Source organism: Pleomorphomonas koreensis DSM 23070 (assembly GCF_000425185.1).
Taxonomy (GTDB): domain Bacteria; phylum Pseudomonadota; class Alphaproteobacteria; order Rhizobiales; family Pleomorphomonadaceae; genus Pleomorphomonas; species Pleomorphomonas koreensis.
In genome coordinates this window covers 200,502-224,206 of sequence record NZ_AULH01000008.1, presented here as the reverse complement: position 1 = coordinate 224,206, position 23,705 = coordinate 200,502, and the positions used below count along the sequence as shown (strand labels likewise).

Below are 23,705 nucleotides of genomic sequence, written 5' to 3'. Positions count from 1 at the left end.
CACGGAAAAACGCCGTGCGCGTCCGTTGAGACGCTCAATCGTTTCGCTGTCGCGGAGCCTCCAGTTCGAGGGCGAAGGGCGTGCCCTCGAAGGCGTCGGCGCCGCGGCCGATCGCCTCGATCGCCGAGATCATGCGGCCGTCGCGGCCGAGCAGCCGGTCGGCGATCTCGACGATGCGGCGGTTGGGCGTCGCCGATGGCGCGCGTTGCCTGAGGAGGGCGGCAAGCGCCGCCTCGTCGCGCCACGGATTGAGGGCGGCGACCAGCGTGAAGGCGGCGGCGGTGGAGCGGGAGATGCCGGCAAAGCAATGGACGACCAGCGGCGTCGTCCGGTCCCAGTCCTGCACCCAGTCCAGCATCTGAGCCACATGCGTCTCGCCGGGGGGCGTCATGCCGTCCACCGTGTCGACGATGTCGTGCATGGCGAGGAACAGGTGCCGGTCGTGGCCGATCGTCGCCGGCAGGCGCATCGGCGTGCCGGCGTTGATCAGCGTGATGACGTGGCGGGCGCCGGTCAGCGTCACCGTTTCTTCGAGCTTGGTGAGGGAGCAGACGTGGATCGCGGTCATCTCTGGCTTTCGAGCTGCTGGAAGCGGGTGAGGAAGGCCGCCTCGGCGGCGACGGTGGGCAGCGGTTGGAGGCCGAACAGCGGCCCCTTCGGCGTCTGGCGGCCGATGCCCTTCGGCACGCCGAAAATGCGCTTCGCCTCCTCGGCCGTAAAGCCGGCCAGTTCCACCGCCTCGAAATAGGCGGAGATGAGGTCGGCCCGCTTGGCGAGTTTCTTGAGGCGCTCGGTGGCGTGCTTCTCCAGGCCGAAGCGGCGGTGGATGGCGTCGCAAAGGCGCTTTTCCACCACCTTGTAGTCGCCGCCCATCACCGCCTTGAACGGCGAGATCATGTCGCCGATGACGTATTCCGGCGCGTCGTGCAGCAGCACGACGAGGCGCTGGCAAGGGGTGAGGGACGGTTCGAGCAAGCCGGCGAGGTCCTCGACGACCAGCGAGTGCTGGGCGACGGAGAAGGCGTGGTCGCCGATGGTCTGGCCGTTCCAGCGGGCGACGCGGGCGAGGCCGTGGGCGATGTCGGTGATCTCGACGTCGAGCGGCGACGGATCGAGGAGATCGAGGCGGCGCCCCGACAGCATGCGCTGCCAGGCGCGAGGCGGCGAGCCGGCTTTGTCGGCCATGAGAGTTCAGTCACCCGGTTTGGAGGCGTCCGGCCAGCCGTAGTCGGCCCAGGCGGGAAGCGCAACCGAAACCGGCCGGCCGTCCACCGTGACGGCCTCGCCCGCCGCGAGCGCCTCGCTTACCCGGTCGAGCCGCAGCACGGCGATGCCCTGCCGGCCGCTCGCCGAGCCGAGGTGGCCGGCGACCCGGCCGCCGATCAGGATCTCGGTGCCGGCCGGCGGCAGATCGGTGTCGGCCGACAGGACGACCGGCCGGCGGCGGGCGGTGCCGCGATGGCGCATCCGGCTGACAACTTCCTGGCCGACGTAGCAGCCCTTGTCGAAGTCGACGCCGTGCAGGGTGTCCATGGCGAGGTCGTGGGGGAAGACGTCATTGAGCGGCAGCTCGGTGCCGGCCTCCGGCACGCCGAGCGCCACCCGGTGCGCCTGCCAGTCGGCCTCCCGCGCATTGGTGACAATGGTTCCCTCGGGCGCGTAAAGGCGCCAGCCGAGGTCGGGGTGGCGCGGATCGGCGGCGGCGAGGCCGCCCTCCGGCCGCGGGCCGCCCCAGCCGGCGTAGACGAGGAGCGGCGACGCGGTGACCGTCACATCGGCGCGCAGCCTGAACATGGCCAGCCGCTTGGCGAGATCGGCGGCACCGGCCGCCGGAGCGTCGAGCAGAAATCCGCCATCTTCCTGCCGGACAAGCAGGAAGTCGGAAATGATCTTGCCCTGCGGCGTCAGGAGGGCGCCGAAGGCGGCCTTGCCTCCGCCGGCGGCCTCGGTCTTCTGGGTGATCATGCGGTCCAGAAAATCGGCGGCCTCTGGACCGGCGACCTCAACGAGGCTACGGCTTTCGAGGCGGCAGAGGAAGGAATCAGCCATGGTGCTTTCCCGTCGTGTCGGCGCAGGGCATACGTAGTTTCCGATTGGTATCTGCCGGGCCGGGGCGAGGCAAGCCCGCCGCATCAGAGAGCTTGCCGAGGAGGACGCGACATAGCGGAGACCGAGATCGACGAGGTGACGCCCGGCGGCCGGACGCGCTGGTGGAGGCGAGCCCTCCGCTTGGCGGCGATTTTTGTCGTCGCCGTCGTTGTCGCCGCCGCGCTGCTCGGCTGGCGTCTCACGCAAGGGCCGCTCGCCGTGCCGCTTCTGGCGGGGCGGATCGAGGCGGCCGCGGCGGATGCCCTCAGCCCCGGCGGCATGGCGCACGTCGGCTTCGTCGGCGTCGAGCTGGCCGACGACCTGCAGCCGGAGCTGGTGATCCGCGACATACGTCTCGAACGTCCCAACGACGTGGTGGTGTCGGTCAACGAGATCCGCGTCGACGCCCGCTGGCCGACGCCGGCCACCGGCGTGGTCCGCATCGACGGCCTGGTGCTCGATCACGTGCTGGTCAGCAACGTCGGGCCGGATTCGCATCCGCCGCCGCTCGACCGGGTGATCCTGAGCATAAAGAGAGCGATCGAGGCCAACGGCCTCGGCTTCTTCGAGGTGCGGTCGCTCGGCTTCGGCATCGAGTGGCCGGGCCGGCCCCGCCGCGACATTCTCACCAACGTCTCGGTGACCGGCAATGTCACCGACGGCCATACCGTCGAGATGCAGGCGATCGGCCTCGGCGCCGACGGTACTGTATCGGTGCGTCTGGCGGCCGAACTGCCGCCGCCCGGTGCGCCGATCATCGTCAACGGCGAGACGCGCGGTTTCGACCTCGCCGACCTCGCTTCGGCGGCGGGGCGCGGCGATCTCGGCCTGTCGGGCGCCGTCGGCGCCACCGGCACGGTCACCGTCGATCCGGAGAAGGGCATCACGGCGGCCGACTGGCAGGTGACGCTCGGGCCGTCGCTGCACTTCGGCGACACCGAGACGGACGCGCTGACGGCGCCGGTCCGCCTCGATTTCGACTGGAGCCCGGAGCGGCGCACGGTGTCGCTCAACCCGTCGCCGATCGTCCTCCAGAGCGGCTACCTGCTCGCCTATGGCGAGGTGGTGCCGCCGGGCGCCGGGACTCCGCTCTGGACCTTCGACGTCAAGCTCGACGGCCAGGACGTCTTGAGCGGCATCCGCACCAGCGAAGGCCGGGTCGCCGGCAGCTATGATCCGGCCGCCGAGCTGTTCGTGGTCGACGACGTCCACGTGGAGGGCGCCGGCGTCAGCTTCACGGCGGCGGCGCGCGTGTCGCACAAGGACGGCGGCGCCTTCGCCGTGCTGTCGGGCGTGTCGCCGCGCCTGCCGGTGCCCGTGCTCAAGGCGCTGTGGCCGGCCACCGTCGCCGCCGACGTGCGCGAGTGGGCCGGCGGGCACATCCAGTCCGGTCTGATCGCCAACGCCACCGTCGATCTCTCGATCAGCGGCGCGCCCCCGGCCGGCGGCAGCGCCGTCGGCGTGGCCGAGGCGGCCATCGCCTTCGACTTCTCGCAGGCGGTGTTCATGCCGTTCGACGACGCGCCGCTGATCCGCGACGCAGCGGGGCACGGCCGGCTTTCCGGCGACCGCTTCGAGGTGACCGTGGACAGCGGCTGGGTCGATCTCGGCGGCGGGCGGCGGCTCGACATGGGGAAATCCAGCTTCGTGGTGCCGGTGGTCAGCGCCAAGGTGCCGGACGGCGAAGTGGCGCTGCGCCTCTCCGGCCCGGCGGCGGCCGGCGTGGCGCTCTGGAACCGCCTAGCGCTCGGCGATGTCGGTGATTTCTCGCCCGATCCGGCCGGCGTGGCCGGCGCGGTCGATGCCGATCTCACCATCCGCCTGCCGCTCGCCGACGAGATCGCCGACAGCGGCATCGTCTACGGCGGCCGCATCAACCTGTCCGGCTTCGATCCCGGCGCACCGGTCAGCGGCCGCAGCGTCAGCCGCGGCAATCTCGCCGTCGAGATCAGCAACGGCGCGGCGCACATCAGCGGCAAGGCGCTGATCGACGGCTCGCCAGCCGACGTGTTCCTGACACGGCCGATCAGCGGCGAGGGCGAGGCGAAGTCGGTGGTCAGGCTGGAACTCGACGCCGCTGCCGCCAAGGGCTACGGCCTCGATTTCGGCGACATGCTGGACGGCACCGTCGCGGTGGAGATGACCGACACGGGCTCGTCGCGCAAGGTGTCGGTCAACCTCGCCAAAGCCGGTCTCAACCTGCCGCTGGTCGGCTTCCGCAAGCCGGCCGGCAAGCCGGGCACGCTGACCTTCGATCTCGCGTCCCGGCCGGGCGGCGGCACGGCGGTCACCAATCTCGCGCTGAGGGCGGGCGGCGCCGAGGTGGAGGGGCAGGTCAGCCTCGACGCCGACAGCGACTTCGTCGGCGCCAACCTCACCAAGTTCAACTTCTCGCCCGGCGACCGGCTATCGCTGAAGGCGTCGATGGCCGATGGCGGCCTCAAGGTGTCGGTCAGCGGTTCGCGGCTCGACGCCCGCTCGCTGGTCGGCACGCTGCTGCGCCGGACGACGGGAACCGGCCTGCCGGCTGATCAGTCGCTCGACCTCTCGGCGGCCATCGCCAACGTCACCGGCGAGGGCGGCGAGCAGCTCGACGGGCTCAATCTCTCCGCGACGGTCGGCGGCGGCCGCGTCAACCAGCTGTCGCTGACGGTGCAGACGTCGGGCGGCGGCTCGGCGTCGGCGACGCTGTCGCCGGGCGCCCGCGGTCGCGACCTCAAGGTGGAGGCCGGCGAGGTCGGCCGCCTCCTGCGCTTCCTCGGCGTCTACTCGCGCGTCTACGGCGGCCGGGCGACGCTGACCGGCGTCATCGACGATGGCGGCATCCTGACGGCCCGCATCGACGGCAGTCGCTGGAAGGTGGTGGAGGAGCCGGCGCTGGCGCAGCTCTCGACCGCCTCGCGGAGCGGCCCGACCGAGGGACTGTCGACGGCCGACATTCGCCGCCTCGTGTTCGACGTGCGCTTCGGCAACGGTCTCATGGCGATCGGCGAGGGCTTCATCCGCACCGAGACGGCCGGCCTGACCATGGCCGGCGACGTCGACTTCTCGAAGAACGTGCTGCGTCTCGCCGGCAGCTACCTGCCGGCCAGCCAGCTCGACAGCCTGCTCGCCGCCATTCCGCTGCTCGGCCAGACGCTGTTCGCCGGCGGCGGCCGCGCCGGGCTGCTCGGCGTCTCCTACCGGCTCAACGGGCCGATCGACAACCCGTCGCTGACCGTCAACCCGCTGTCGGCCATCGCGCCGGGCATCTTCCGCCGGCTGTTCGAGCTGAAATGACGACGGCCCGCCGAGGGGCGGGCCGCGCATAGTCGATATCCTTGTCCGAACCGGCTCACACCGGCTTCAGCAGCACATGCTTCTTCTTGCCGAGCGACAGCTTGATGACGCCGTCGTCGGTGAGGCTCCGGAGCGTCAGCGTCTCCTTGGGGTCGGTGACCGGGCGGTCGTTGACCCTGAGGCCGCCGCCCTGGGCCGAGCGGCGGGCGTCGCCGTTGGAGGCGGCGAGGCCGGCCTGCACGAAGGCGGCGAGCACGCCGACGCCGGCCTCGAGGTCGGCCTTCGGCACCTCGATGGTGGGGAGATCGTCCGCATGGACGCCTTCCTCGAAGGTCAGGCGCGCCGTCTCGGCGGCCGCCTCCGCCGCTTCGCGACCGTGGACGACGGTGGTCGCCTCGGTGGCCAGCACCTTCTTGGCCTCGTTGATCTCGGCACCGCCGAGCGCGCCGAGTCGGGCGATCTCGGCAAGCGGCAGGCGGGTGAAGATCTTCAGGAAGCGGACGACGTCGGCATCCTCGGTGTTGCGGAAATACTGCCAGAAGTCATAGGGGCTGAAGATGTCGCCGTTCAGCCAGACGGCGCCGTTGGCCGTCTTGCCCATCTTCTGACCCGACGAGGTGGTGAGCAGCGGCGTGGTCAGCGCGTAGAGCTGCGGGCCGCCCATGCGGTGGCTGAGGTCGACGCCGTTGACGATGTTGCCCCACTGGTCGGAGCCGCCCATCTGCAGGACGGTGCCGTAGCGGCGGTTCAGCTCGACGAAGTCGTAGCCCTGCATGATCATGTAGTTGAATTCGAGGAAGCTGAGCGACTGCTCGCGGTCGAGCCGCAGCTTGACGCTGTCGAAGGACAGCATGCGGTTGACCGAGAAGAAGCGGCCGACGTCGCGCAGGAACTCGACGTAGTTGAGCTTCATCAGCCAGTCGGCGTTGTTGACCATGATGGCGTCGGTCGGGCCGTCGCCGTAGCGCAGGATGCGGGCGTAGACCTTCTTGATGCTCTCGATGTTGGCGGCGATCTGCTCGGGCGTCAGCAGCTTGCGCTGCTCGTCGCGGAAGGAGGGATCGCCGACCATCGACGTGCCGCCGCCCATCAGGCTGATCGGCCGGTGGCCGGTCTCCTGGAGCCAGTGCAGCATGGTGACGGTGATCAGGTTGCCGATGTGGATGGAGGTGGCCGTGGCGTCATAGCCCACATAGGCGGTGATCGGACCTTTCATGCACGCCGCGTCGAGACCTTCGGGGTCCGAGATCTGGTGAATGAAGCCGCGCTCGTCGAGCGTGCGCAGGAAGTCCGACTTGAAGCCGCTCATCTGTCCTTACCTTTGGTTTGTCCGCGGAACCGAATTGACGTATCAGTCCGCTGGGCTTCCTATCAGGATCGAGCGGGGATTTCACGGGGTATGAGGTCAAAAATGTCTGGCGATTCGGCCATCTGGGCACTTGGTCTGATGAGCGGCACGTCGATGGACGGCGTCGACGCGGCACTGATCCGCACCGACGGCGAGGGGATAGCCGAGTTCGGGCCGACCCTGTTCCAGCCCTATGGCGACGAGGAGCGGTCGGTGCTGAGGGCGGCGCTGAAGGATGCGCGCGGCATGACCGGCCGCGACGACCGCTTCGGCCGGCTCGGCGAGGCGGAGACGGTGGTCACCGATGCCCATGCCCACGCCGTCGCCGTGCTGCTGATCGCCGCCGAGAAGAAGGGCATCCGGCCCGAGGCGATCGGCTTCCACGGCCAGACCGTGCACCACGCCCCCGATCGCGGCTTCACCGCCCAGATCGGCGATGCCGGCGTGCTGGCCGAACGCTTCAACCTGCCGGTAGTCTACGATTTCCGCTCGGCCGACATCCGCGAGGGCGGCCAGGGCGCGCCCCTGGTGCCGGTCTATCACCGGGCGCTGGCGCGGAAGGCCGGCCTCGCGGCGCCGGTCGCCTTCCTCAACATCGGTGGCGTCGCCAACGTGACGCTGATCGGCGAGGACGGCGAACTGACCGCCTTCGACACCGGCCCCGGCAACGCGCTGATCGACGACCTGGTATTCAACGCCACCGGCGCCCGCTTCGACGTCGACGGCGCCATCGCCGCGCGGGGACGCGTCGACGACGGCGTGCTGGCCGAGTTGATGGGCCATCCCTATTTCGAGACGCCGGCGCCGAAGTCGCTCGACCGCAACACCTTCCGCGCCGATGCGGTGGCCAGCCTGCCGTTCGCCGACCGGGTGGCGACGCTGACCGCCTTTACGGCGGAGGGCGTGGCGGCCGGTCTGCGCCTTGCCGGCGCGCCGGTGAAGACGGTGATCGTCTCCGGCGGCGGCGCCCGCAATCCCGCCATGATCGGAATGATCGCCGAGCGGGCCGGCGTCGCGGTGGTGCCGGCCGGCGAGGTCGGCTTCGACGCCGATTTCGTCGAGGCGCAAGCCTTCGCCTATCTCGCCGCCCGGCGCCTGAGAAACCTGCCGTCCACCTTCCCCACCACCACCGGCACGCCGGTGCCGGTGGTCTGCGGCGAGATCGCCTGAGGACGTCCATGCTGGCCGATGCCCTTCTGTTCGCCGCAACTCGCCTTTCCTCGCCGCATACCCGCGCCGCCGCCATCCGCGACGCCATCGGCCTCCGGTCGAGGGCGCGCCGATGCCGCGACGCCTGGGCCGGGCACGAGGCGCGGACGCGGGCGGCGATCGATCGGGCGATCGACGGCGTCGACGTGCGGCGCACGGCGGTGGTGCTCGGCTCGGGCCTGTTGCGCGACGTGCCGATCGAGCGGCTGTCCAGCATGTTCAAGAAGGTGGTGCTGGTCGACGTGTGCCACCTGCCGACGACACGGCTGACGGTGCTGCTGCGCCGCTATCCCAACGTCGCGTTCATGACGCGCGACATCTCCGGCTACGACCGGCTGGCCGAGCAGTCGCGCATCAAGCTCGCCACCGGACAGGACGACCTCGGCGTGCGCCTCGATCCGCTGGGCTTCCTCCGCAAGATCGACGAACTCGATCTGGTGATCTCGGCCAACGTGCTGTCGCAGATCGCCGTCGGCGCCGAGGCCCGGCTGCAAGCGAAGGATGGGCAGGCGCGCATCATGCCCGACGACGCGGTGGCCGAGCTGGTGGCCGGCCATCTCGACGGGCTGGCCCAGCTCCCCTGCAAGACGGTGATCGTCACCGACGTCTCCTATATCAGGCGGCGGCAGGACGGCATCATCGTCGAAAGCCATGACCTTCTCGCCGGCGTCACGCCGCCGTTCGCCTCCGATGTCTGGGACTGGACGGTGGCGCCGTTCGGCGAGGAGGCGCCCGACGAGGAGCGCATCCACCGGGTGATCGCCGCCGAGGACGTCGCCGTCGATCTGTGACTCAGAACCGCGCCTCGGCGGGCGCCACCCACCAGCCGGGATGATCGGCGGCGAGGCGGGCGCCGGCCGTCTCGGCCGCTTGCCGGTCGCCGAACAGGCCGAAGCAGGTGGCTCCCGATCCCGACATGCGGGCGAGCCGAACGTCAGGCAGCGCGGCGAGGGCGGCCAGCACGCCGCCAATTTCGGGGGCCAGCGCACGGGCCGGCGGCTCCAGGTCGTTGCGGGTTGCCGCCGCCAGGAAGGCGGCGAAGCCGGCGGCCGAGCCGATGGCGGGCAGGGCCGGAAGTGGCGGATTGTCGCGCCGTTCGAGCGCCCCGAACACGGCCGGCGTCGACAGGCCGACGCCCGGATTGACGAGCAGCAGACCGAAGGCAAGGCGCCCGCCGGCCGGTTCGATGCGCTCGCCGACGCCCGAGACGCGGGCCGGCCGGCCGGCGAGGCACATCGGCACGTCGGCGCCGAGCGACAGCGCCAGCCTGGCGAGGGCGGCATCGTCGGCGGGATGATCGTGAAGCCGGCAGAGGGCGCGCAATGTCGCCGCCGCATCGGCCGAGCCGCCACCGATGCCCGAGGCGACCGGCAGGCGCTTGACGAGGCGGACGGCGAGCGGCTCTGTTTGGCCGGTCAGCGCCCGGAAGCCGCGCACGGCCCGCAGTACCAGGTTGTCGGCGTCGGCCGCGAGGCCGGCGGCCATCGGCCCGGCGATGTCGAAGCGGTCGGCTCCGGCCGGCGCCAGCCCCACCTCGTCGCCGACGTCGGCGAAGGCGACGAGCATGTCGAGGTCGTGATAGCCGTCCGGCCGCCGGCCGGTGACGTGCAGCGCCAGGTTGATCTTGGCGCGGGCCTGTTCGACCACCGGCGTCATGCCTTCACCGCGTCTGTCAGGGAACCGGCTGGGCCTTCGGCGCCGACGCCTCGGCGGCGTCCTTGCCGGCGTTGTCCTCGACGAGGCCGTTCTCGATCTTGGCTTCGATCTTGGCGAGAGCGTCCGGCTCGGGCTTGCTGGCCTTGGCGTGGTTCCACTGGAAGCGCGCCTCGATGCGCCGGCCGACCTGCCAGTAGGCGTCGCCGAGATGGTCGTTGATGGTGGGATCGGACGGCATCAGGGTCACGGCCCGCTCCAGCTCGTCGACGGCCTTGTCATATTCTCCGAGCTTGTAGTGGGCCCAGCCGAGGCTGTCGACGATGAAGCCGTCGGTCGGGGCAAGGCTGACCGCCTTTTCGATCAGCGCCATGCCCTCCTTGAGGTTCATGCCCTTGTCGATCCAGGAATAGCCGAGATAGTTGAGGACCAGCGGCTGGTCGGGCTTGAGTTCCAGAGCCTTCTTGAAGTCGGCCTCGGCCTCGGGCCAGCGGTCGGTGCGCTCGTAGGTGATGCCGCGATTGTAGAACACCTGCCAGTCATCGGCCTGTGGCTTGTCGCCGATCGCCTTGATGGTGCGGGTGTAGACGTCCGCCGCCTCGGCGAACATCTTGCGCGTCCTCAGGATGTTGCCGAGGCCGTTCAGCGCCTCCTTGTCCTTGGGATTCTTGCGGATCACCCGCTTCAGCGCGGCGCGCGCCTCGTCCACCTGATCGAGCGCGTTGTAGTCGAAGGCGATCATGATGTCGGCGTTGCGCCGTAGCGGCGAGCGGGCCGAAATCCTGTCGAGGATGGCGAGGGCCTCGTCGGGGCGGTTCAGGCGCTCGAAATTCTCGGCCAGCGTGATGCGCGTCATGTCCTCTTCCGGATCGAGCGACAGCGCCATCTGCAGGAGAACCACGCCGAGGTCGTTGGCGTCCTCGCGCACGATGGCCGAGCCGAGACCGGACAGGATTTCCGCCGCTCCCTCGCCCACCGTGCGGGCGTGCGGCGCCGGGCGGCGCTTCGAGGCGATGACGGACGCCAGATCCTTCAGGAGCGGATGCCCCGGCGCCGAAGCCAGCGCCTTGTCGAGGGTGGCCTGGGCGGCGGCGGCGTCGCCGTTGCGGGCGAAGGCGCGCGTTGCCGCGTCGATCACCGCCACCGGACTGTCGTCGATGGCCAGCGCCGCCTTGAACTCGTCGGCGGCCAGTTGGTCGCGGCCGGCGACCGAGGCGATGAGGCCGGCGTGATAGTGGCGGAAGAACAGATACCACTTCTCGCCGTCGAGCTTGCCGAGACGGGCGAGGGCGTCGTCGGTGCGGCCGGCGCCCTGCTCGGCCCAGGCCGACAGGACCTCGACGGCCAGCGTCAGAAGCGGCCCGGAGCGGGCGTGCTTGAAGGACTCGATGGCGTCCGACCAGCGGCCGCTCTGGAAATCGTCGAGGCCGATGGTCAGCGAGGCGATCGGGCTGTCGGGATCGACGGCGCGCAGGCGCTCGGCGAAGGCGCGGATCTCGGTCATCTCGCCGGCGGCGATGTAGAGCGACAGCGCCCGCTCCAGCAGCAGCTTGTCCTCGGGCGCGTCGAGCAGCGCCGAGGCGAAATAGTCGGCCGAGGCGCGATAGTCGGAGATGCTGCCGGCGAAGCGGCCAGCCAGGTAGTTGCCTTCGAGCGACGAGGCGATCGGCAGGCCGGATTCCGCCTGCGGCGCCGAGGTGCCGCGCGCCGCGGCCGGTGCGACGAGCACGAGGGTTGCCAGCGCCGCTCCGAGAAGGGGTCCCATGGCGAAGCGTCGGATGGTCGGCTGGCGTAGCATCATGGGCGAACGATCCCCGTCGTCGGTTGGTGGCGGAGCAGAAAAGCCGCGCCGGCGACCATGGCACGGCCGCCGACTCCACTGAAACGGAAAATGGCGGCAAAGGCGTGGCGCATCAAGCGCGGCGTGGCGCATCGTCGCAATAAAGTCGGCCCGAAAGTCGGCCTGGGGCCGCCGCCATTGCATTCCGGTCGGCAAAGTTCGAAATGATACCGGCGAACCGCTGTGCCGACGCATCGGCTCGCCGACGACATCGCCGATATCCCGTCCATCGGATTGCCCGGGACATCGGCCTGAAGCCTCACGCAACCCGTAACGCCGGACGCCGCCGCCATGAACATGGCCTTCCTGCTGGTTCTCTTTCTCGCTCTCGGCGCCTGGCTGGTGCGCTGGCGCGGTGATCGCCTCAAGAGCGATATCGACGCCATCTCCCGCAACTATGGCCTCCTGGCCGGCCTTGGCGTCGTGGCGGCGCTGTTCCTCACCGGCCGGGTCGCCTTCGCCGCCCTCGGCGTGGCGGCGCTGATGGCGCTGTACCGGGCGGGGATGCTCAAGTCGCGGCGGATGGCGCCGGGTGGCCGGTCGGTGCTGCGCTCGCCGCTCGTCGAGGTGACGGTCGATGGCGGCGCCATCGGCGGCCGGGTATTGGGCGGCACATTGCGCGGCCGCGATCTCGGCCGGCTCGACGGCGCGGAACTGTCCCGCCTCTATGCCGAGACGGCGCGCGACGGCCGCAGCCGCGCGACGCTAGAGATTTATCTCGACCGCCGAATGCCCGGCTGGCGTGAGAACATGGAGCGTGAGGCCGCATCGCGGCGCGGTCGACCGTCGAATGCGGGCGCCATGAGCGAGCAGGAGGCGTACGAGATCCTTGGGCTTCAGCAGGGCGCCGGAGAGGCCGACATCCGGGCCGCCCACCGCCGACTGATGAAGCGGGTGCATCCCGATCAGGGCGGCTCCACTTTCCTGGCGGTACGTATCAACCAGGCCAAGGACCGGCTTCTGTCCAAACATGGCTAGCTCCCGTTACGCAAAACTATGGGTGCCGTTGTCGATCGATCGGGGATTCCCGCGCAGGGAGGAGGGCGGATACAAGCCTTCCGGGTCGGGCGCGGGGCGCTCCGACCGCCCGCGGGCGGTCAGAGCCTGATGGTGAAACAGGCGAAGTCGCTTTTCTTCAGGGCGGCGCAGGCCTTGTTGGCCGCCTTCTCGTTCTCGAAGCCGCCGAAGCGTGCCCGCACCACCGTCGAGCCGCCCTTGCTGACCGGCTCGGCGAACGGGTCGGCGGCGGCAAGCTGCGGTGCCGCCGACTTCGCCTTGTCGAGAAGGTCCATGGCGGCGGCCTTCGAGCCGACGGCGCCGATCTGGATGTACCAGCCGCTCGGACGGGCGGCGGCCGACGCCTCCGGCTGGGCGGCCGGCGCGTCGGTCATGACGTTGGCCGGCGCGGCGGAGGCCACTTCGATGCCCCGCTTGGCGGTCTTGCGCGAATGGGCGTCGACGCGGGCGACGAGGTCGGCCATCGGGTCGCCCTGCGGTGCCGGGCCGATGTCGGCGAAGGCTTCGGCGGCCGAGGAGGGCAGGCGGGCGTTGGCAAGGCTGGCCGGCAGGGTGGCCGTGGCGAGGCTGACCGGTTCGGGCGCCGGCTGGGGCGCCGGGGCGGCGGCGGCCGCCGCGACGACCACCGGCGCCGGGACATCCGGCGCGACGGGCGGCAGCGGCGCCACCGGGGCGGCGGAGGCGGTGATCATCGCCGGATCGGCGGCCGGGTCGGCACCGGCATCGGCCGCCATCGGCCGCGGCACCGGCGCCGGATGCGGCGGCAGCGTCGAGGCGGCGAGGAGGCGGGCCGGCTCGGCCGGCGCGGCGGCGCTGGCGGCGGCCACCTTCGGCGCGTTCATGGCGTCGGCGACGAGATCGTCGTCGTAGCCACGGGCGCGGGACGCCTTCGGCAGGTAGGTGTTGATCAGCTGCACCATGTGGGCGTCGCGCTGGGCGGCCGTCTTGCCGCCCATGACCACGGCGACGATCTTGCGGCCGTCGCGCTTCACCGACGTCACCAGGTTGAAGCCGGAGGCGTTGACGTAGCCGGTCTTGATGCCGTCGACGCCGTTGACGCGGCCGAGCAGGTTGTTGTGGTTGCCGATGGTGCGTCCGCGGAAGGTGTAGGAGCGGATCGAGAACAGCGGATAATACTGGGGAAAGCGCACCTGCAACGCCACGCCGAGCTTCATCATGTCACGCGCCGAGGTGTACTGGCCCGGATCGGGCAGGCCGTTGGCGTTGCGGAAGCGGGTGTTGGTCATGCCGATGGCGCGGGCGGTGCGCGTCATGCGCTCGGCGAAGGCCGGCACCGAGCCGGCGACGTTTTCGGCGATGACGGCGGCGGCATCATTTGCCGAGCGGGTGATCAGGCCCTTGATGGCATCCTCGACGGTGATGGTCTCGCCGGCCCTGAGGCCGAGCTTGGTCGGCGACTGCCGCTGGGCCAGCGCCGAGACGCGCAGCGGCGTCGACAGCTTGAAACGACCCCGGTCGAGTTCCTCGAACAGGACGTAGAGCGTCATCATCTTGGTGAGCGAGGCCGGGTAGCGCGCGGCATCGGGATTGGCCTGGTAGAGCACCTTGCCGGTGGCGGTGTCGACGACGATTGCCGCGTATTTTGAAGGGACGACCTGGCTCGGGAACTCCTTGGCCGCCAGAGCGGCGCCGGAAACGCCCGCCGCGATGATCACCGCGGCCGCCGGGGCCGCCATCCGGTGAAGAACCTTGGAAACAAAACGACGCAAACTCAACAATGGACCGCCCTCGCAACGCCAACCCGCGGGTTTCGGACCGGCCGCGCGGCCACTTCCGAAAGCCCATTCCGACCCGTTCTCCATCCCTCTGCGCCCAGCGGGCAACGGTGGCAAAATTAGCGGCAACGCGGTTACGGAAGCGTAAAGTTTGAATCGACTTTTCCGGATTTGCACCGTCCCGAAACAGGACGGCAGGTCCCGCCACACCGGGCAGAATGGGGGAGGGCCATGCGAAAAGCTGGGGTCTGCCGGTGGTCAACCGTATTGCATCGCGACTTGACCTAAGCGAAAATGCTTACCAGATATGGAAGAACAGGCGCTTGCCGCCCAATGGGGCGTCGAGTGTCGGCCTAGACTCCAGATTGGAATTGCACCCCCGTTGTCCCTGATTCAATATGGCCCCATAGCCCGCAACATTGGGGCAAGCAATCGGAGGAAGAAGGTGGTCGAGGCGGTTGAGGCTGGCGTGACGAGCGAAGCAACGGCGGGTGCCGCCGCGATCTTCCCTTGCATCCGCGCCATGGCTGGCCGACCGGCCCAAACGGGGGGGGGCGAGACGACGCGCCGGACGGTCCTGTCGGCCGACGACGATGAGGGGGACAGTGGGAATGGGTCCGGGTCGGGAACTGGGGTTGCCTCCAAGGTCCTGACCAAGACCAAACGACCGAGCATGTATCGCGTTCTGATCCTGAACGACGACTACACGCCGATGGAATTCGTGGTGCACATCCTGGAGCGGTTCTTCAACAAGGGGCGTGAAGAGGCAACCCAGATCATGTTGCACGTCCACCATCATGGGGTGGGGGAATGTGGCGTCTATACCTATGAAGTCGCCGAGACCAAGGTGACACAAGTGATGGACTTCGCGCGCCGCCATCAGCATCCGCTTCAGTGCGTCATGGAAAAAAAGTGAGGGTCCATCGTGCCATCCTTCTCGCGCAGCCTCGAAAAAGCCCTTCACCAGGCCCTCGCTCTCGCCAATGAACGCCGCCAGGAATACGCGACGCTCGAACACCTCCTCTTGTCGCTGGTCGAAGACCCCGACGCGGCCGCCGTCATGCGCGCCTGCTCGGTCGATCTCGACGTCCTGAAGCGCAATCTCGTCGAGTATATCGACACCGAGCTTGACAACCTCGTCACTGAACTCGGCGACGAGGCCAAGCCGACCGCCGGCTTCCAGCGCGTCATCCAGCGGGCGGTGATCCACGTGCAGTCGTCGGGCCGCGACGAGGTGACCGGCGCCAACGTGCTGGTCGCCATCTTCGCCGAGCGCGAGAGCCACGCCGCCTATTTCCTGCAGGAGCAGGACATGACGCGCTACGACGCGGTCAACTACATCAGCCACGGCATCGCCAAGCGCGCCGGCATGAGCGAGAGCCGGGGTCCGCGTGGCGTTGATGAGGAGGCGCCGTCGCCGGAAACGCCGCCGAGCGGCGGGCCGCAGGCCGAGAAGAAGAAGGCCGACGCGCTCGAAGCCTATTGCGTCAACCTCAACGAGAAGGCGGTGAAGGGCAAGATCGACCCGCTGATCGGCCGGGCCGACGAGATCGCCCGCACCATCCAGGTGCTGTGCCGCCGCTCCAAGAACAATCCGCTCTACGTCGGCGATCCCGGCGTCGGCAAGACGGCGATCGCCGAGGGCCTCGCCCGCCGCATCGTCGACGGCGACGTGCCGGAGGTGCTGAAGGACTCCACCATCTTCGCGCTCGACATGGGCGCGCTTCTGGCCGGCACCCGCTATCGCGGCGACTTCGAGGAGCGGCTGAAGCAGGTGGTGAAGGATATCGAGAACTATCCCGGCGCCATCATGTTCATCGACGAGATCCATACGGTGATCGGCGCCGGCGCCACCTCGGGCGGCGCGATGGACGCCTCCAACCTCCTGAAGCCGGCGCTGTCCAGCGGCACCGTCCGCTGCATCGGCTCGACCACCTACAAGGAATACCGCCAGTTCTTCGAGAAGGACCGGGCGCTGGTACGGCGTTTCCAGAAGATCGACGTCAACGAGCCGACGGTCGCCGACGCCATCGACATCCTGAAGGGCCTCAAGCCGTATTTCGAGGAGTTCCACAAGGTGCGCTACACCCAGGACGCCATCAAGGCGGCGGTGGAGCTGAGCGCCCGCTATATCAACGACCGCAAGCTGCCGGACAAGGCGATCGACGTCATCGACGAGACCGGCGCCAGCCAGATGCTGCTGCCCGAGCCCAAGCGCAAGAAGGTGATCGGCGTCAAGGAGATCGAGGCGACCATCGCCACCATGGCCCGCATCCCGCCGAAGTCGGTCTCCAAGGACGATGCTGAGGTGCTCGAAACCCTCGAGACCAACCTCAAGCGTGTGGTCTACGGCCAGGACAAGGCGATCGCCGCGCTGGCCTCGGCGATCAAGCTGGCCCGCGCCGGCCTGCGCGAGCCGGAGAAGCCGATCGGCAACTACCTGTTCTCCGGCCCGACCGGCGTCGGCAAGACCGAGGTGGCCCGCCAGCTCGCCTCGATCCTCGGCGTGCCGATCCTGCGCTTCGACATGTCGGAGTACATGGAGCGGCATACCGTCAGCCGGCTGATCGGCGCGCCTCCGGGCTATGTCGGCTTCGACCAGGGCGGCCTTTTGACCGACGGCGTCGACCAGCATCCGCATTGCGTGCTGCTGCTCGACGAGATCGAGAAGGCGCATCAGGATCTGTTCAACATCCTGTTGCAGGTGATGGACCACGGCAAGCTGACCGACCACAACGGCAAGCAGGTCGACTTCCGCAACGTCATCCTGATCATGACCACCAACGCCGGCGCTTCCGACCTCGCGCGCGAGCCGATCGGCTTTAGCCGCTCCAAGCGCGAAGGCGACGACACCGAGGCGATCAACCGGATGTTCACGCCGGAGTTCCGCAACCGTCTCGACGCGATCATCCCGTTCGGGGCGCTGCCGCCGGAGGTGGTGCGTTCGGTGGTGCAGAAGTTCGTCATGCAGCTCGAGGCGCAGCTCGCCGACCGCAACGTCACCTTCGAGCTGGACGAGGCGGCGGTCGACTGGCTGGCCACCAAGGGCTACGACGAGCGCATGGGCGCCCGGCCGCTCGGCCGCGTCATCCAGGAGCACATCAAGCGGCCGCTGGCCGATGCCGTGCTGTTCGGCGTGCTGAAGAAGGGCGGCACCGTCAAGGTGTCGGTCGAGACCAACGAGGCCGGCGAGATCGGCCTGAAGCTCGACTGCCTGCCCGACCCGGCGCTGAAGCGCAAGGTGGATGAGGTGGACGCCAAGGCCGGCGATGGGGCGGTGCCGCCGAAGCCGCGCAAGCGCAGCCCCAAGCAGAGCGCCAAGGCGGTCTGAGGCTGGGGTCTGGAAACAACGAAGAAGCGGCGCGATCCATGGGGACCGCGCCGCTTTTCTGTTTGGGGTCTACACGAGAGCCGATCGCCATGTCAGCGGGGAGGGCGATCGGCTCGCCTCTGCCGGGCGCGGCGAAGGCCGACGGCGCGATGTCAGATGCGCCCCATCAACATCAGGATGATGACGATGAGCAGGATCAGGCCCAGGCCGCCGCTGGGGAAGTACCCCCAGTTGTTGCTATACTGCCAACGTGGCAACGCCCCGATGAGAACCAGGATCAGGACGATCACCAGGATTGTTCCGAGAGTCATGGGCGGTCTCCATTAGCGAAAGGGGCGGTAAAGGCAGGGACAACCCAGCTCGATAAATCCTGCCTACCAGAGCAAATTCGCAAAGGGCCCCGGCGGTTCCATGGAGATGACCGCCGACATGCCGCCGAGGTCCCGGATGGGCAGGCAAAACGCCGGGCTGCCGGCCAGTTGCATGGTGTCGGTGCGAGGTGTTTCTTACACCAGCCACTCCCGAAGCGCCGCCTCGGGCTCCACCGTCTCGCCACCGATCGCCGGCGCGGTACCATCTCCCCACCACAGCAGGTTGATGTGCCAGCCGGGCAGCGCGACCGGCTGGGCGTCCGCATCGGCCGCCTCATGGAGCACGCCGATCATGTCGATGTCGCAGCGGGCGCCAGAGACCCATACGAGTGGCGGCACCGTCTCGGCGCCGGTCTCCGGATCGGTCGCCAGCCAGCCGGCGGCCTTGAGAGTGTCGCGGGCGGCGGCCTCGTCGGCAAAGCGCAGTCGGATGGTCCGCATGATCAGGCACTCCACGCGCGGGCCTGCGCCTGACAGCCGGCCGCCGACGGACGGTCGGGCAGGCGCCAGGCGACAAGCTCGTCGATGTCGAGGATCTGGCCGGCGGCAAGGCCGGCGACGGCGCCCAGCGCCATTATGGCGCGGGCGTATGTCGGCGCCACGGCGTCACCGATGGCGGCTTGCGTGTTGATGGCGATCCTCCGCCCCGCAGCGTCCCATCCGAAGCAGGCCGCAACAGGCCCCGGCAGCGTGCCGGCGCGGTCGCCGGTAACCGACCCCGTGCCTTGTAAGCGCACGGCGGTTGGATCATTGACCCCGGCGTTGAGATAGGGGCCGCCATTGGCGCCAAGCAAAGTCTGGCCGGCGATCGGAGCCGGCACGCTGCCGCGCCACGCCCAGGCGGTCGCCTGACCGGCGCCGGACCACAGCGGCGCCACGTCGGCCGGCCGGGTGACGGCGGCGCCCGAGGTCGGGATATAGGACGATGCGGCAGCCGACATCTCCATCTGCGGCGCGGCAATGCGGACCGTGAAATCGACGACCTCCCCATCCGCAGACGGATCGAACCGGATCACCGGCTGGACATAGGCCGTCGAGGCATTTGCGAGCGTGCGGCTATGCGAGATGCGCGTCAGGGCGGAGCCGATGCCTCGGAGAGACGCATTGCCGCCTGCGATGACGGACCCTGCCGACGAGCGCTCGGTGATGCCGATATAGACGTTGCCGGTCGTCGGCCACGCCCCGGCCACCAGCGCGATGTCCGCGGCATGCGTCCAGGTCTGGCCCTGGACGCCGGCAAGCTGCATCGACGACTCGGGGTCCATCTGTGCGGAGGCGGTCCCAGCTATGGTACCCCGCCAGCGGACGTCGATGTAGGGCTTGCCGAGCATGCTGCCGACGCCGACGATCGAGCGGGTAAGTCCGGACGCCGACGCGACCAACGACCAATTGGTCGGCGCCGACCCCGGAGTGCCAGCGCCGGCACCCACCATCGTCGAGTTGCGGATGGAGTTGGTCGCCGCACCCTCGAATCTGAGGCGCCGGCGGCCGGAGCTATAGTCGTAGGCGAGGGTGTTGGCGGCGATCTGGACGAGCGCGCCATCCTTGCCGATGACGTATTTGGCGCCGCCCTGGCGGGAGATCAGCGCGGCGTCGGCCGCCGGCTTGCCGTCGAGCATCGAGCGGCCGGAGGCCGGCGACAGAATAGCGGCCGGAGCGATGCCGTCGAGACGGTGACGGGCGGTCAGCCACCAGCTGGCTCTGGAAAGAATGGGAGCCTCGGTGAGGCGCAGTCCTGTTCCCAGCATGGCGGGCCTCACCAGACAGCGACGATGTCGGAAGCCGTGGTGCCGGTGGCCAGCACGCGGGCGACACGCACCGGCATCCAGCCGCTGGCGCCGATCAGCGTCACCGTCGAACCGCCAACCGTGACGATCGTCAGGTTGCCGGCCGTGCCGACGTAGAGCGCCCGGCTTGCGTTGGCGAGATCGGTGCTGTCGCTCGGCGTGACGGCGGCGGCCTGAGCGGCCGGGCTGCCGAGGCCGTTGGAATGTCCGGAGAAGGTGTCGGCCATGATGGTCCTCTCGCTGTTTCGGGCGCCGTTCGGGAAGACGGGCGGTCCGGCGAGAAGGATAGGCGCGGTTCGGACGACGGGGATATCCGGTGGTGCGAATTCGGCAGGATGATCGGAAGTTGCCGCCGTCACCCCTTGAGGAAGGCCGTCGCGCCTTCCTTGAACACCTTGTCGCCGGTTGCCCGCATGTGGTCGCGGTTCGGAATGTCGAGCACCTCCGCGCCGGGGATCATCGCCGCCAGCTCGGCGGCCGAGCCGGCTACGGCGTCCTTGCTGCCGACGGCGACCAGTGTCGGGACAGTGATGCGGCCGGCCTCCGCCGGATCGACGGGCCGGCCATAGCCGCGGATGCAGGCGGCGAGCGCCTCGCGATCGGATCGGGTCCGGTCGGCGAACTGCCGGTAGCCGCGGCCGACAGGATCGGCGACATCATCGATGGACGGGGCGGTGAGGGCGGCGGCGATAGGCTCCTTGTCCATCTCGCCCTTGGCCATGGCGCCGCCGATGCCGCCAAGCACCAGCCTGCTCAGCCGGTCAGAGCGGCGGACGGCGAAGTCGATGAGGATGCGGGCGCCCATCGAGTAGCCGATGGCGCTGACGCGGGCGAGGTCGAGATGGTCGATCAGCGCCTCGACGTCGCCGGCCATCTTCTCCAGCCGGTAGTCCTCGGGATCGTGGAGCTTGACCGAGCCGCCATGGCCGCGATTGTCGAGGGCGATCGTCCGGTAGCCGGCGGCCGTCAGGTGGTCGATCCAGCCGGTATCGCGCCAGTTGACGCGGGCGTTGGAGGCAAAGCCGTGGACGAGCACCACCGGCGGGCCGTTGCCTTCGTCGAGATAGGAGAAGTCGCCGTCGCGGGTCGAAAAGCTCGGCATGTCGCGTTTCCCTCGTCGGGCGGTGGTCCGTCGAAGTCCCTGGCTTTTGCCGCAAAGGGACTGTTCTTGCCGTTATGTTGCCGGTATGCTTGCCGAAGTCGCGGATTTCAACAAGGGTATCGTGCATGGCGGACGCTTTCATTCCTCATTTCGCCAATGACGCCGGCGTGGCGACCATCCGGATTGGCGCGAAGGAATTCATGTGCATCGGCGCCAGGCCGCCCTTCGACCATCCGCACATCTTCCTGGAAATGGGAGACGAGACGGAGGTCGTCTGCGCCTATTGCTCGACCGCCTATCGCTACGATCCGTCGCTGAAGGCGACCGAATCGGAACCCAAGGACGCCGCGTGGCGGCCGCAGGCGGCCTGATTCCCACGCCAAGGATGGAGCTATGCCGGATCACTTGCCGGTGGTGGTGGTCGGGGCCGGAATAGCCGGCCTCACGCTGTCCCTGTGCCTGGCGCGCGCCGGCGTGCGGGTCACGGTGATCGACCGGGCGCAGGAGCTGAGGGAAGTCGGCGCCGGCCTGCAACTGTCGCCCAACGCCTCGGCGATCCTGTTTCATCTCGGACTCGGCTCGGCGCTCGACGCGACGGGCATCCGGCCGGAGGCGATCGCCATCCGCGACGGGGCAAGCGGCCGTCTCATCCTGCGCCTGCCGCTCGGCGAGGCGATGGTCGAGCGCTACGGTGCGCCCTATATCGTCATTCACCGCGCCGATCTTCAGGGGACGCTGCTGGCCGCCGTCGAGCAGGAGCCGCGCGTCAGCCTGCATCTCGGTGTCGACATCGACAGTCTGCAGGAGGACGAGGCCGGGGTGACGGTCGCCGGCCGCGAGGCGGGCCAGCCGGTCGAATTCCGCGGCGGCGTGCTGGTGGGCGCCGACGGCGTTCGCTCCATGGTGCGCGAGAAGGTGATGGGCGGCCGCCCGGCCGTCTACACCGGCCGCACCGCCTGGCGGGCCACCTTCAAGGCCGAGGGCTTCGTCGCCCAGTCCTTCCGGCACAACGAGACCGGCCTGTGGCTCGGCCGGCATGCCCATCTCGTTCACTACGCCATCGACGCCGGTCGCGAGATCAACCTCGTCGCCGCCATCGACGATGTCTGGAACGACGACGGTTGGGACGTGCCGGGCGATCCCGAACAGATCCGGGCCGCCTTCGCGCGTTGGCCGGAACCGGTGCGCAAGCTGATCGCCATGCCGGAAAGCTGGCGGAAATGGGCGCTTTGCGAGGCGCCGCGCGACACGCCGTGGACGCGCGGCCGGGCGGTGCTGATCGGCGACGCCGTGCATGGCATGCCGCCCTTCGTGGCGCAGGGCGCCGCCATGGCCATCGAGGACGCGCGGGTACTGTCGGGCGTGCTGGCCTCCGGCACCGGCGGCGACGTCGAGGAGCGGCTCTCGGGTTTCGCCGAGGGGCGCAAGGCGCGCACCGACAAGGTGGCCGCCGCCGCCCGGCGCAACGGCCGCATCTATCATCTCGGCGGCGCGGCGGCCAAGGCGCGCAATCTCGGCATGCGGGCACTCGGCGCGGAGCGGCTGATCGCCGGCATGGACTGGATTTACGGCTGGCGTCCGCCAGAAGGCTAGCGGTTCGGTTCCGACATTGGAATGTCAGACTCGCTCCGCCAGGCTTTCGAAAGGACCGGCCATGACGCCTCCCGCTTCCGATGGTTTCGACCGCCGCCGCCTCGCCGGCCTCGCCGCCGCCATCGGCGCCATCTCGGCGGTCGGCACGTCGCTGTCGCTCGGCATGCCGCTCCTGGCGGTCATCCTGGAGCAGCGCGGCCATTCCGGCTCGGTGATCGGCCTGGTGACGGTGGCGGCCGGCGTCGCCGCCCTGCTCAGCACGCCCTTCGTGCCGGTGCTGACGCGCCGCTTCGGCGCCGCCTGGGTGTTGCTGATGGCGGTGGTGCTGGGCACGGCGACCTTCCCGCTGTTCTACCTCTTCGATTCGATCGCCGTCTGGTTCGTGCTGCGCTTCATCTTCTCGCTCTGCCTCAACACGGCGTTCATCGTCTCGGAATTCTGGATCAACGCCCTGGCGCCGGCCGCAAAACGCGGCTTCGTGATGGGCGTCTACGCCACCATCCTGTCCGTCGGCTTCGCGGCCGGGCCGGCGATTCTCAGCGTCGTCGGCTCGGAGGGCTGGCTGCCGTTCGCCATCGGCACCGGGCTGATGGCCCTCTCCATCCTGCCGATCATCGCCGGCTTCAAGGCCGATCCGCCGATGCACGAGGGGACCGGCGGCAACTTCCTGCATTTCCTCACTGTGGTGCCGCTGGCGACGCTGGCCGCCTTCACGGTCGGCGCCGTCGAATCGTCGGTGATGAGCTTCTCGCCGGTCTATGGCCTGCGGCTCGGCTACAGCGAGCAGGTGGCGGCGCTCCTGGTGATGGCGGCGGCGCTCGGCAACATCGTGGCGCAGCTGCCGCTCGGCATGCTGTCCGACCGCATGGACCGGCGGCGCCTGCTGCTCTACGTCGCGCTGGGCGGTATCGCGTCGGCCCTGGCGACGGCGGCGGTGTCGTCGGACTGGCGGCTGCTGATGCCGGTGATCGGCCTGTGGGGCGGCCTGGTATCCGGCCTCTACGCGGTGGGATTGACCCATCTCGGCGCCCGCCTGTCCGGCGCCGATCTCGCCTCGGCCAACGCCGCCTTCGTGTTCATGTACTCGGCCGGCATGCTGGTGGGGCCGGGACTTACCGGCGTCGGCATGGACGCGATGGGGCCGCAGGGGCTGGTGGTGGTGACGGTGGCGATCCTCGCCGGCTACGCGGCTTTCGCGGCCCGGCGCATCCGTGCGGTGCCGGCGCCGGATGTCGGCAAACAGCCCCTGTCGAACTGACTTGTCGTCTTGACTTTCAGGCGCTTTCGACTAGGGTGCCCGCCGAACGAAAGACGCTTCCCGCGGGAGGCGTCCAGCCGCTTTGGCTGTCCA

Annotated in this window: 21 protein-coding genes; 9 read left to right on the top strand and 12 right to left on the bottom strand. The window is 69.4% G+C overall.

All coding sequences use genetic code 11. From position 1 onward, the window contains the following. Positions 1-34 precede the first annotated feature (34 nt). The 3 genes from H512_RS0107815 to ygfZ are packed head-to-tail and all read right to left on the bottom strand — an operon-like array spanning position 35 to position 2,049. Positions 35-568, bottom strand: coding sequence for a tyrosine phosphatase family protein (locus H512_RS0107815; protein WP_026782978.1), 534 nt, complete (start codon positions 566-568; stop codon positions 35-37). Then, positions 565-1,185 carry an HD domain-containing protein gene (locus H512_RS0107810; protein WP_026782977.1) on the bottom strand — a complete coding sequence of 207 codons (621 nt, stop codon included), beginning with the start codon at positions 1,183-1,185 and terminating at the stop codon, positions 565-567. Before H512_RS0107810 ends, H512_RS0107815 begins: the two co-directional genes overlap by 4 nt. Positions 1,186-1,191: 6 nt before the next feature. Then, entirely contained in the window at positions 1,192-2,049 is an 858-nt protein-coding gene (gene ygfZ, locus H512_RS0107805; RefSeq protein ID WP_026782976.1) for a CAF17-like 4Fe-4S cluster assembly/insertion protein YgfZ, read from the bottom strand. A gap of 180 nt (positions 2,050-2,229) precedes the next feature. Between ygfZ and H512_RS0107800 the strand changes: the two genes are divergently transcribed. Then, positions 2,230-5,367 carry a hypothetical protein gene (locus H512_RS0107800; protein ID WP_026782975.1) on the top strand — a complete coding sequence of 1,046 codons (3,138 nt, stop codon included), beginning with the start codon at positions 2,230-2,232 and terminating at the stop codon, positions 5,365-5,367. Positions 5,368-5,422: 55 nt separating this feature from the next. On the opposite strand, the gene tyrS is transcribed toward H512_RS0107800, so the two are convergent. Continuing rightward, entirely contained in the window at positions 5,423-6,676 is a 1,254-nt protein-coding gene (gene tyrS / locus H512_RS0107795; RefSeq protein ID WP_026782974.1) for a tyrosine--tRNA ligase, read from the bottom strand. 102 nt (positions 6,677-6,778) lie between these two features. Here tyrS and H512_RS0107790 point away from each other — a divergent pair, with 102 nt between their 5' ends. Then, positions 6,779-7,885 carry an anhydro-N-acetylmuramic acid kinase gene (locus H512_RS0107790; protein WP_036790574.1) on the top strand — a complete coding sequence of 369 codons (1,107 nt, stop codon included), beginning with the start codon at positions 6,779-6,781 and terminating at the stop codon, positions 7,883-7,885. 8 nt (positions 7,886-7,893) lie between these two features. Beyond that, positions 7,894-8,715, top strand: a complete 822-nt coding sequence (locus tag H512_RS0107785; protein WP_026782972.1) for a hypothetical protein — start codon at positions 7,894-7,896, stop codon at positions 8,713-8,715. Position 8,716: 1 nt separating this feature from the next. Here the strand turns inward: H512_RS0107785 and H512_RS0107780 are convergent, their stop codons facing one another. Next, positions 8,717-9,580 carry a 4-(cytidine 5'-diphospho)-2-C-methyl-D-erythritol kinase gene (locus H512_RS0107780; protein WP_026782971.1) on the bottom strand — a complete coding sequence of 288 codons (864 nt, stop codon included), beginning with the start codon at positions 9,578-9,580 and terminating at the stop codon, positions 8,717-8,719. Between the two features lie 16 nt (positions 9,581-9,596). Further along, the gene (locus H512_RS0107775) at positions 9,597-11,378 is read right to left on the bottom strand and encodes a tetratricopeptide repeat protein (protein ID WP_053239669.1); all 1,782 of its coding nucleotides are present in this window, start codon (positions 11,376-11,378) and stop codon (positions 9,597-9,599) included. 330 nt (positions 11,379-11,708) lie between these two features. Here H512_RS0107775 and H512_RS0107770 point away from each other — a divergent pair, with 330 nt between their 5' ends. Next, positions 11,709-12,395 (top strand): DnaJ domain-containing protein, encoded by a 687-nt coding sequence (locus H512_RS0107770; RefSeq protein WP_036790571.1) that lies wholly within the window; start codon positions 11,709-11,711, stop codon positions 12,393-12,395. A gap of 119 nt (positions 12,396-12,514) precedes the next feature. On the opposite strand, the gene H512_RS0107765 is transcribed toward H512_RS0107770, so the two are convergent. Beyond that, entirely contained in the window at positions 12,515-14,131 is a 1,617-nt protein-coding gene (locus H512_RS0107765) for a D-alanyl-D-alanine carboxypeptidase (RefSeq protein WP_036790568.1), read from the bottom strand. Positions 14,132-14,693: 562 nt separating this feature from the next. On the opposite strand from H512_RS0107765, the gene clpS reads away from it, so the two are divergent. After that, positions 14,694-15,086, top strand: coding sequence for an ATP-dependent Clp protease adapter ClpS (clpS, locus tag H512_RS0107760; protein ID WP_084798365.1), 393 nt, complete (start codon positions 14,694-14,696; stop codon positions 15,084-15,086). Positions 15,087-15,095: 9 nt separating this feature from the next. Beyond that, entirely contained in the window at positions 15,096-17,501 is a 2,406-nt protein-coding gene (gene clpA, locus H512_RS23080; RefSeq protein WP_053239668.1) for an ATP-dependent Clp protease ATP-binding subunit ClpA, read from the top strand. Positions 17,502-17,653: 152 nt separating this feature from the next. On the opposite strand, the gene H512_RS26285 is transcribed toward clpA, so the two are convergent. From H512_RS26285 to H512_RS0107725, 5 genes are all read right to left on the bottom strand, one after another. After that, positions 17,654-17,812 (bottom strand): DUF3309 family protein, encoded by a 159-nt coding sequence (locus tag H512_RS26285; RefSeq protein WP_084798356.1) that lies wholly within the window; start codon positions 17,810-17,812, stop codon positions 17,654-17,656. Positions 17,813-18,007: 195 nt separating this feature from the next. Continuing rightward, positions 18,008-18,313, bottom strand: coding sequence for a hypothetical protein (locus H512_RS0107740; RefSeq protein WP_026782966.1), 306 nt, complete (start codon positions 18,311-18,313; stop codon positions 18,008-18,010). 2 nt (positions 18,314-18,315) lie between these two features. Then, on the bottom strand, positions 18,316-19,620 hold the full coding sequence (locus tag H512_RS0107735) for a phage head spike fiber domain-containing protein (RefSeq protein WP_026782965.1): 1,305 nt from the start codon (positions 19,618-19,620) through the stop codon (positions 18,316-18,318). Between the two features lie 8 nt (positions 19,621-19,628). After that, positions 19,629-19,886, bottom strand: coding sequence for a spike base protein, RCAP_Rcc01079 family (locus H512_RS0107730; protein ID WP_026782964.1), 258 nt, complete (start codon positions 19,884-19,886; stop codon positions 19,629-19,631). A gap of 128 nt (positions 19,887-20,014) precedes the next feature. Continuing rightward, entirely contained in the window at positions 20,015-20,761 is a 747-nt protein-coding gene (locus tag H512_RS0107725) for an alpha/beta fold hydrolase (protein ID WP_026782963.1), read from the bottom strand. A 125-nt stretch (positions 20,762-20,886) separates the two neighbouring features. On the opposite strand from H512_RS0107725, the gene H512_RS0107720 reads away from it, so the two are divergent. The 3 genes from H512_RS0107720 to H512_RS23075 all read left to right on the top strand — a co-directional run bounded on the left by H512_RS0107720 (position 20,887) and on the right by H512_RS23075 (position 23,612). After that, positions 20,887-21,132, top strand: a complete 246-nt coding sequence (locus tag H512_RS0107720; RefSeq protein ID WP_026782962.1) for a zinc-finger domain-containing protein — start codon at positions 20,887-20,889, stop codon at positions 21,130-21,132. A 22-nt stretch (positions 21,133-21,154) separates the two neighbouring features. After that, positions 21,155-22,354, top strand: coding sequence for an FAD-dependent monooxygenase (locus H512_RS0107715; protein ID WP_026782961.1), 1,200 nt, complete (start codon positions 21,155-21,157; stop codon positions 22,352-22,354). 61 nt (positions 22,355-22,415) lie between these two features. Next, positions 22,416-23,612 (top strand): MFS transporter, encoded by a 1,197-nt coding sequence (locus H512_RS23075; protein WP_053239667.1) that lies wholly within the window; start codon positions 22,416-22,418, stop codon positions 23,610-23,612. Positions 23,613-23,705 lie beyond the last annotated feature (93 nt).

What these genes read in the sequence shown, in the direction of transcription:
- H512_RS0107815 (WP_026782978.1), bottom strand. Translation starts at nt 568, where the DNA reads ATGACCGCGATCCACGTCTGCTCCCTCACCAAGCTCGAAGAAACGGTG.
- H512_RS0107810 (WP_026782977.1), bottom strand. Translation starts at nt 1,185, where the DNA reads ATGGCCGACAAAGCCGGCTCGCCGCCTCGCGCCTGGCAGCGCATGCTG.
- ygfZ (WP_026782976.1), bottom strand. Translation starts at nt 2,049, where the DNA reads ATGGCTGATTCCTTCCTCTGCCGCCTCGAAAGCCGTAGCCTCGTTGAG.
- tyrS (WP_026782974.1), bottom strand. Translation starts at nt 6,676, where the DNA reads ATGAGCGGCTTCAAGTCGGACTTCCTGCGCACGCTCGACGAGCGCGGC.
- H512_RS0107790 (WP_036790574.1), top strand. Translation starts at nt 6,779, where the DNA reads ATGTCTGGCGATTCGGCCATCTGGGCACTTGGTCTGATGAGCGGCACG.
- H512_RS0107785 (WP_026782972.1), top strand. Translation starts at nt 7,894, where the DNA reads ATGCTGGCCGATGCCCTTCTGTTCGCCGCAACTCGCCTTTCCTCGCCG.
- H512_RS0107780 (WP_026782971.1), bottom strand. Translation starts at nt 9,580, where the DNA reads ATGACGCCGGTGGTCGAACAGGCCCGCGCCAAGATCAACCTGGCGCTG.
- H512_RS0107775 (WP_053239669.1), bottom strand. Translation starts at nt 11,378, where the DNA reads ATGATGCTACGCCAGCCGACCATCCGACGCTTCGCCATGGGACCCCTT.
- H512_RS0107770 (WP_036790571.1), top strand. Translation starts at nt 11,709, where the DNA reads ATGAACATGGCCTTCCTGCTGGTTCTCTTTCTCGCTCTCGGCGCCTGG.
- H512_RS0107765 (WP_036790568.1), bottom strand. Translation starts at nt 14,131, where the DNA reads ATGGCGGCCCCGGCGGCCGCGGTGATCATCGCGGCGGGCGTTTCCGGC.
- clpS (WP_084798365.1), top strand. Translation starts at nt 14,694, where the DNA reads ATGGCTGGCCGACCGGCCCAAACGGGGGGGGGCGAGACGACGCGCCGG.
- H512_RS26285 (WP_084798356.1), bottom strand. Translation starts at nt 17,812, where the DNA reads ATGACTCTCGGAACAATCCTGGTGATCGTCCTGATCCTGGTTCTCATC.
- H512_RS0107740 (WP_026782966.1), bottom strand. Translation starts at nt 18,313, where the DNA reads ATGCGGACCATCCGACTGCGCTTTGCCGACGAGGCCGCCGCCCGCGAC.
- H512_RS0107735 (WP_026782965.1), bottom strand. Translation starts at nt 19,620, where the DNA reads ATGCTGGGAACAGGACTGCGCCTCACCGAGGCTCCCATTCTTTCCAGA.
- H512_RS0107730 (WP_026782964.1), bottom strand. Translation starts at nt 19,886, where the DNA reads ATGGCCGACACCTTCTCCGGACATTCCAACGGCCTCGGCAGCCCGGCC.
- H512_RS0107725 (WP_026782963.1), bottom strand. Translation starts at nt 20,761, where the DNA reads ATGCCGAGCTTTTCGACCCGCGACGGCGACTTCTCCTATCTCGACGAA.
- H512_RS0107720 (WP_026782962.1), top strand. Translation starts at nt 20,887, where the DNA reads ATGGCGGACGCTTTCATTCCTCATTTCGCCAATGACGCCGGCGTGGCG.
- H512_RS0107715 (WP_026782961.1), top strand. Translation starts at nt 21,155, where the DNA reads ATGCCGGATCACTTGCCGGTGGTGGTGGTCGGGGCCGGAATAGCCGGC.
- H512_RS23075 (WP_053239667.1), top strand. Translation starts at nt 22,416, where the DNA reads ATGACGCCTCCCGCTTCCGATGGTTTCGACCGCCGCCGCCTCGCCGGC.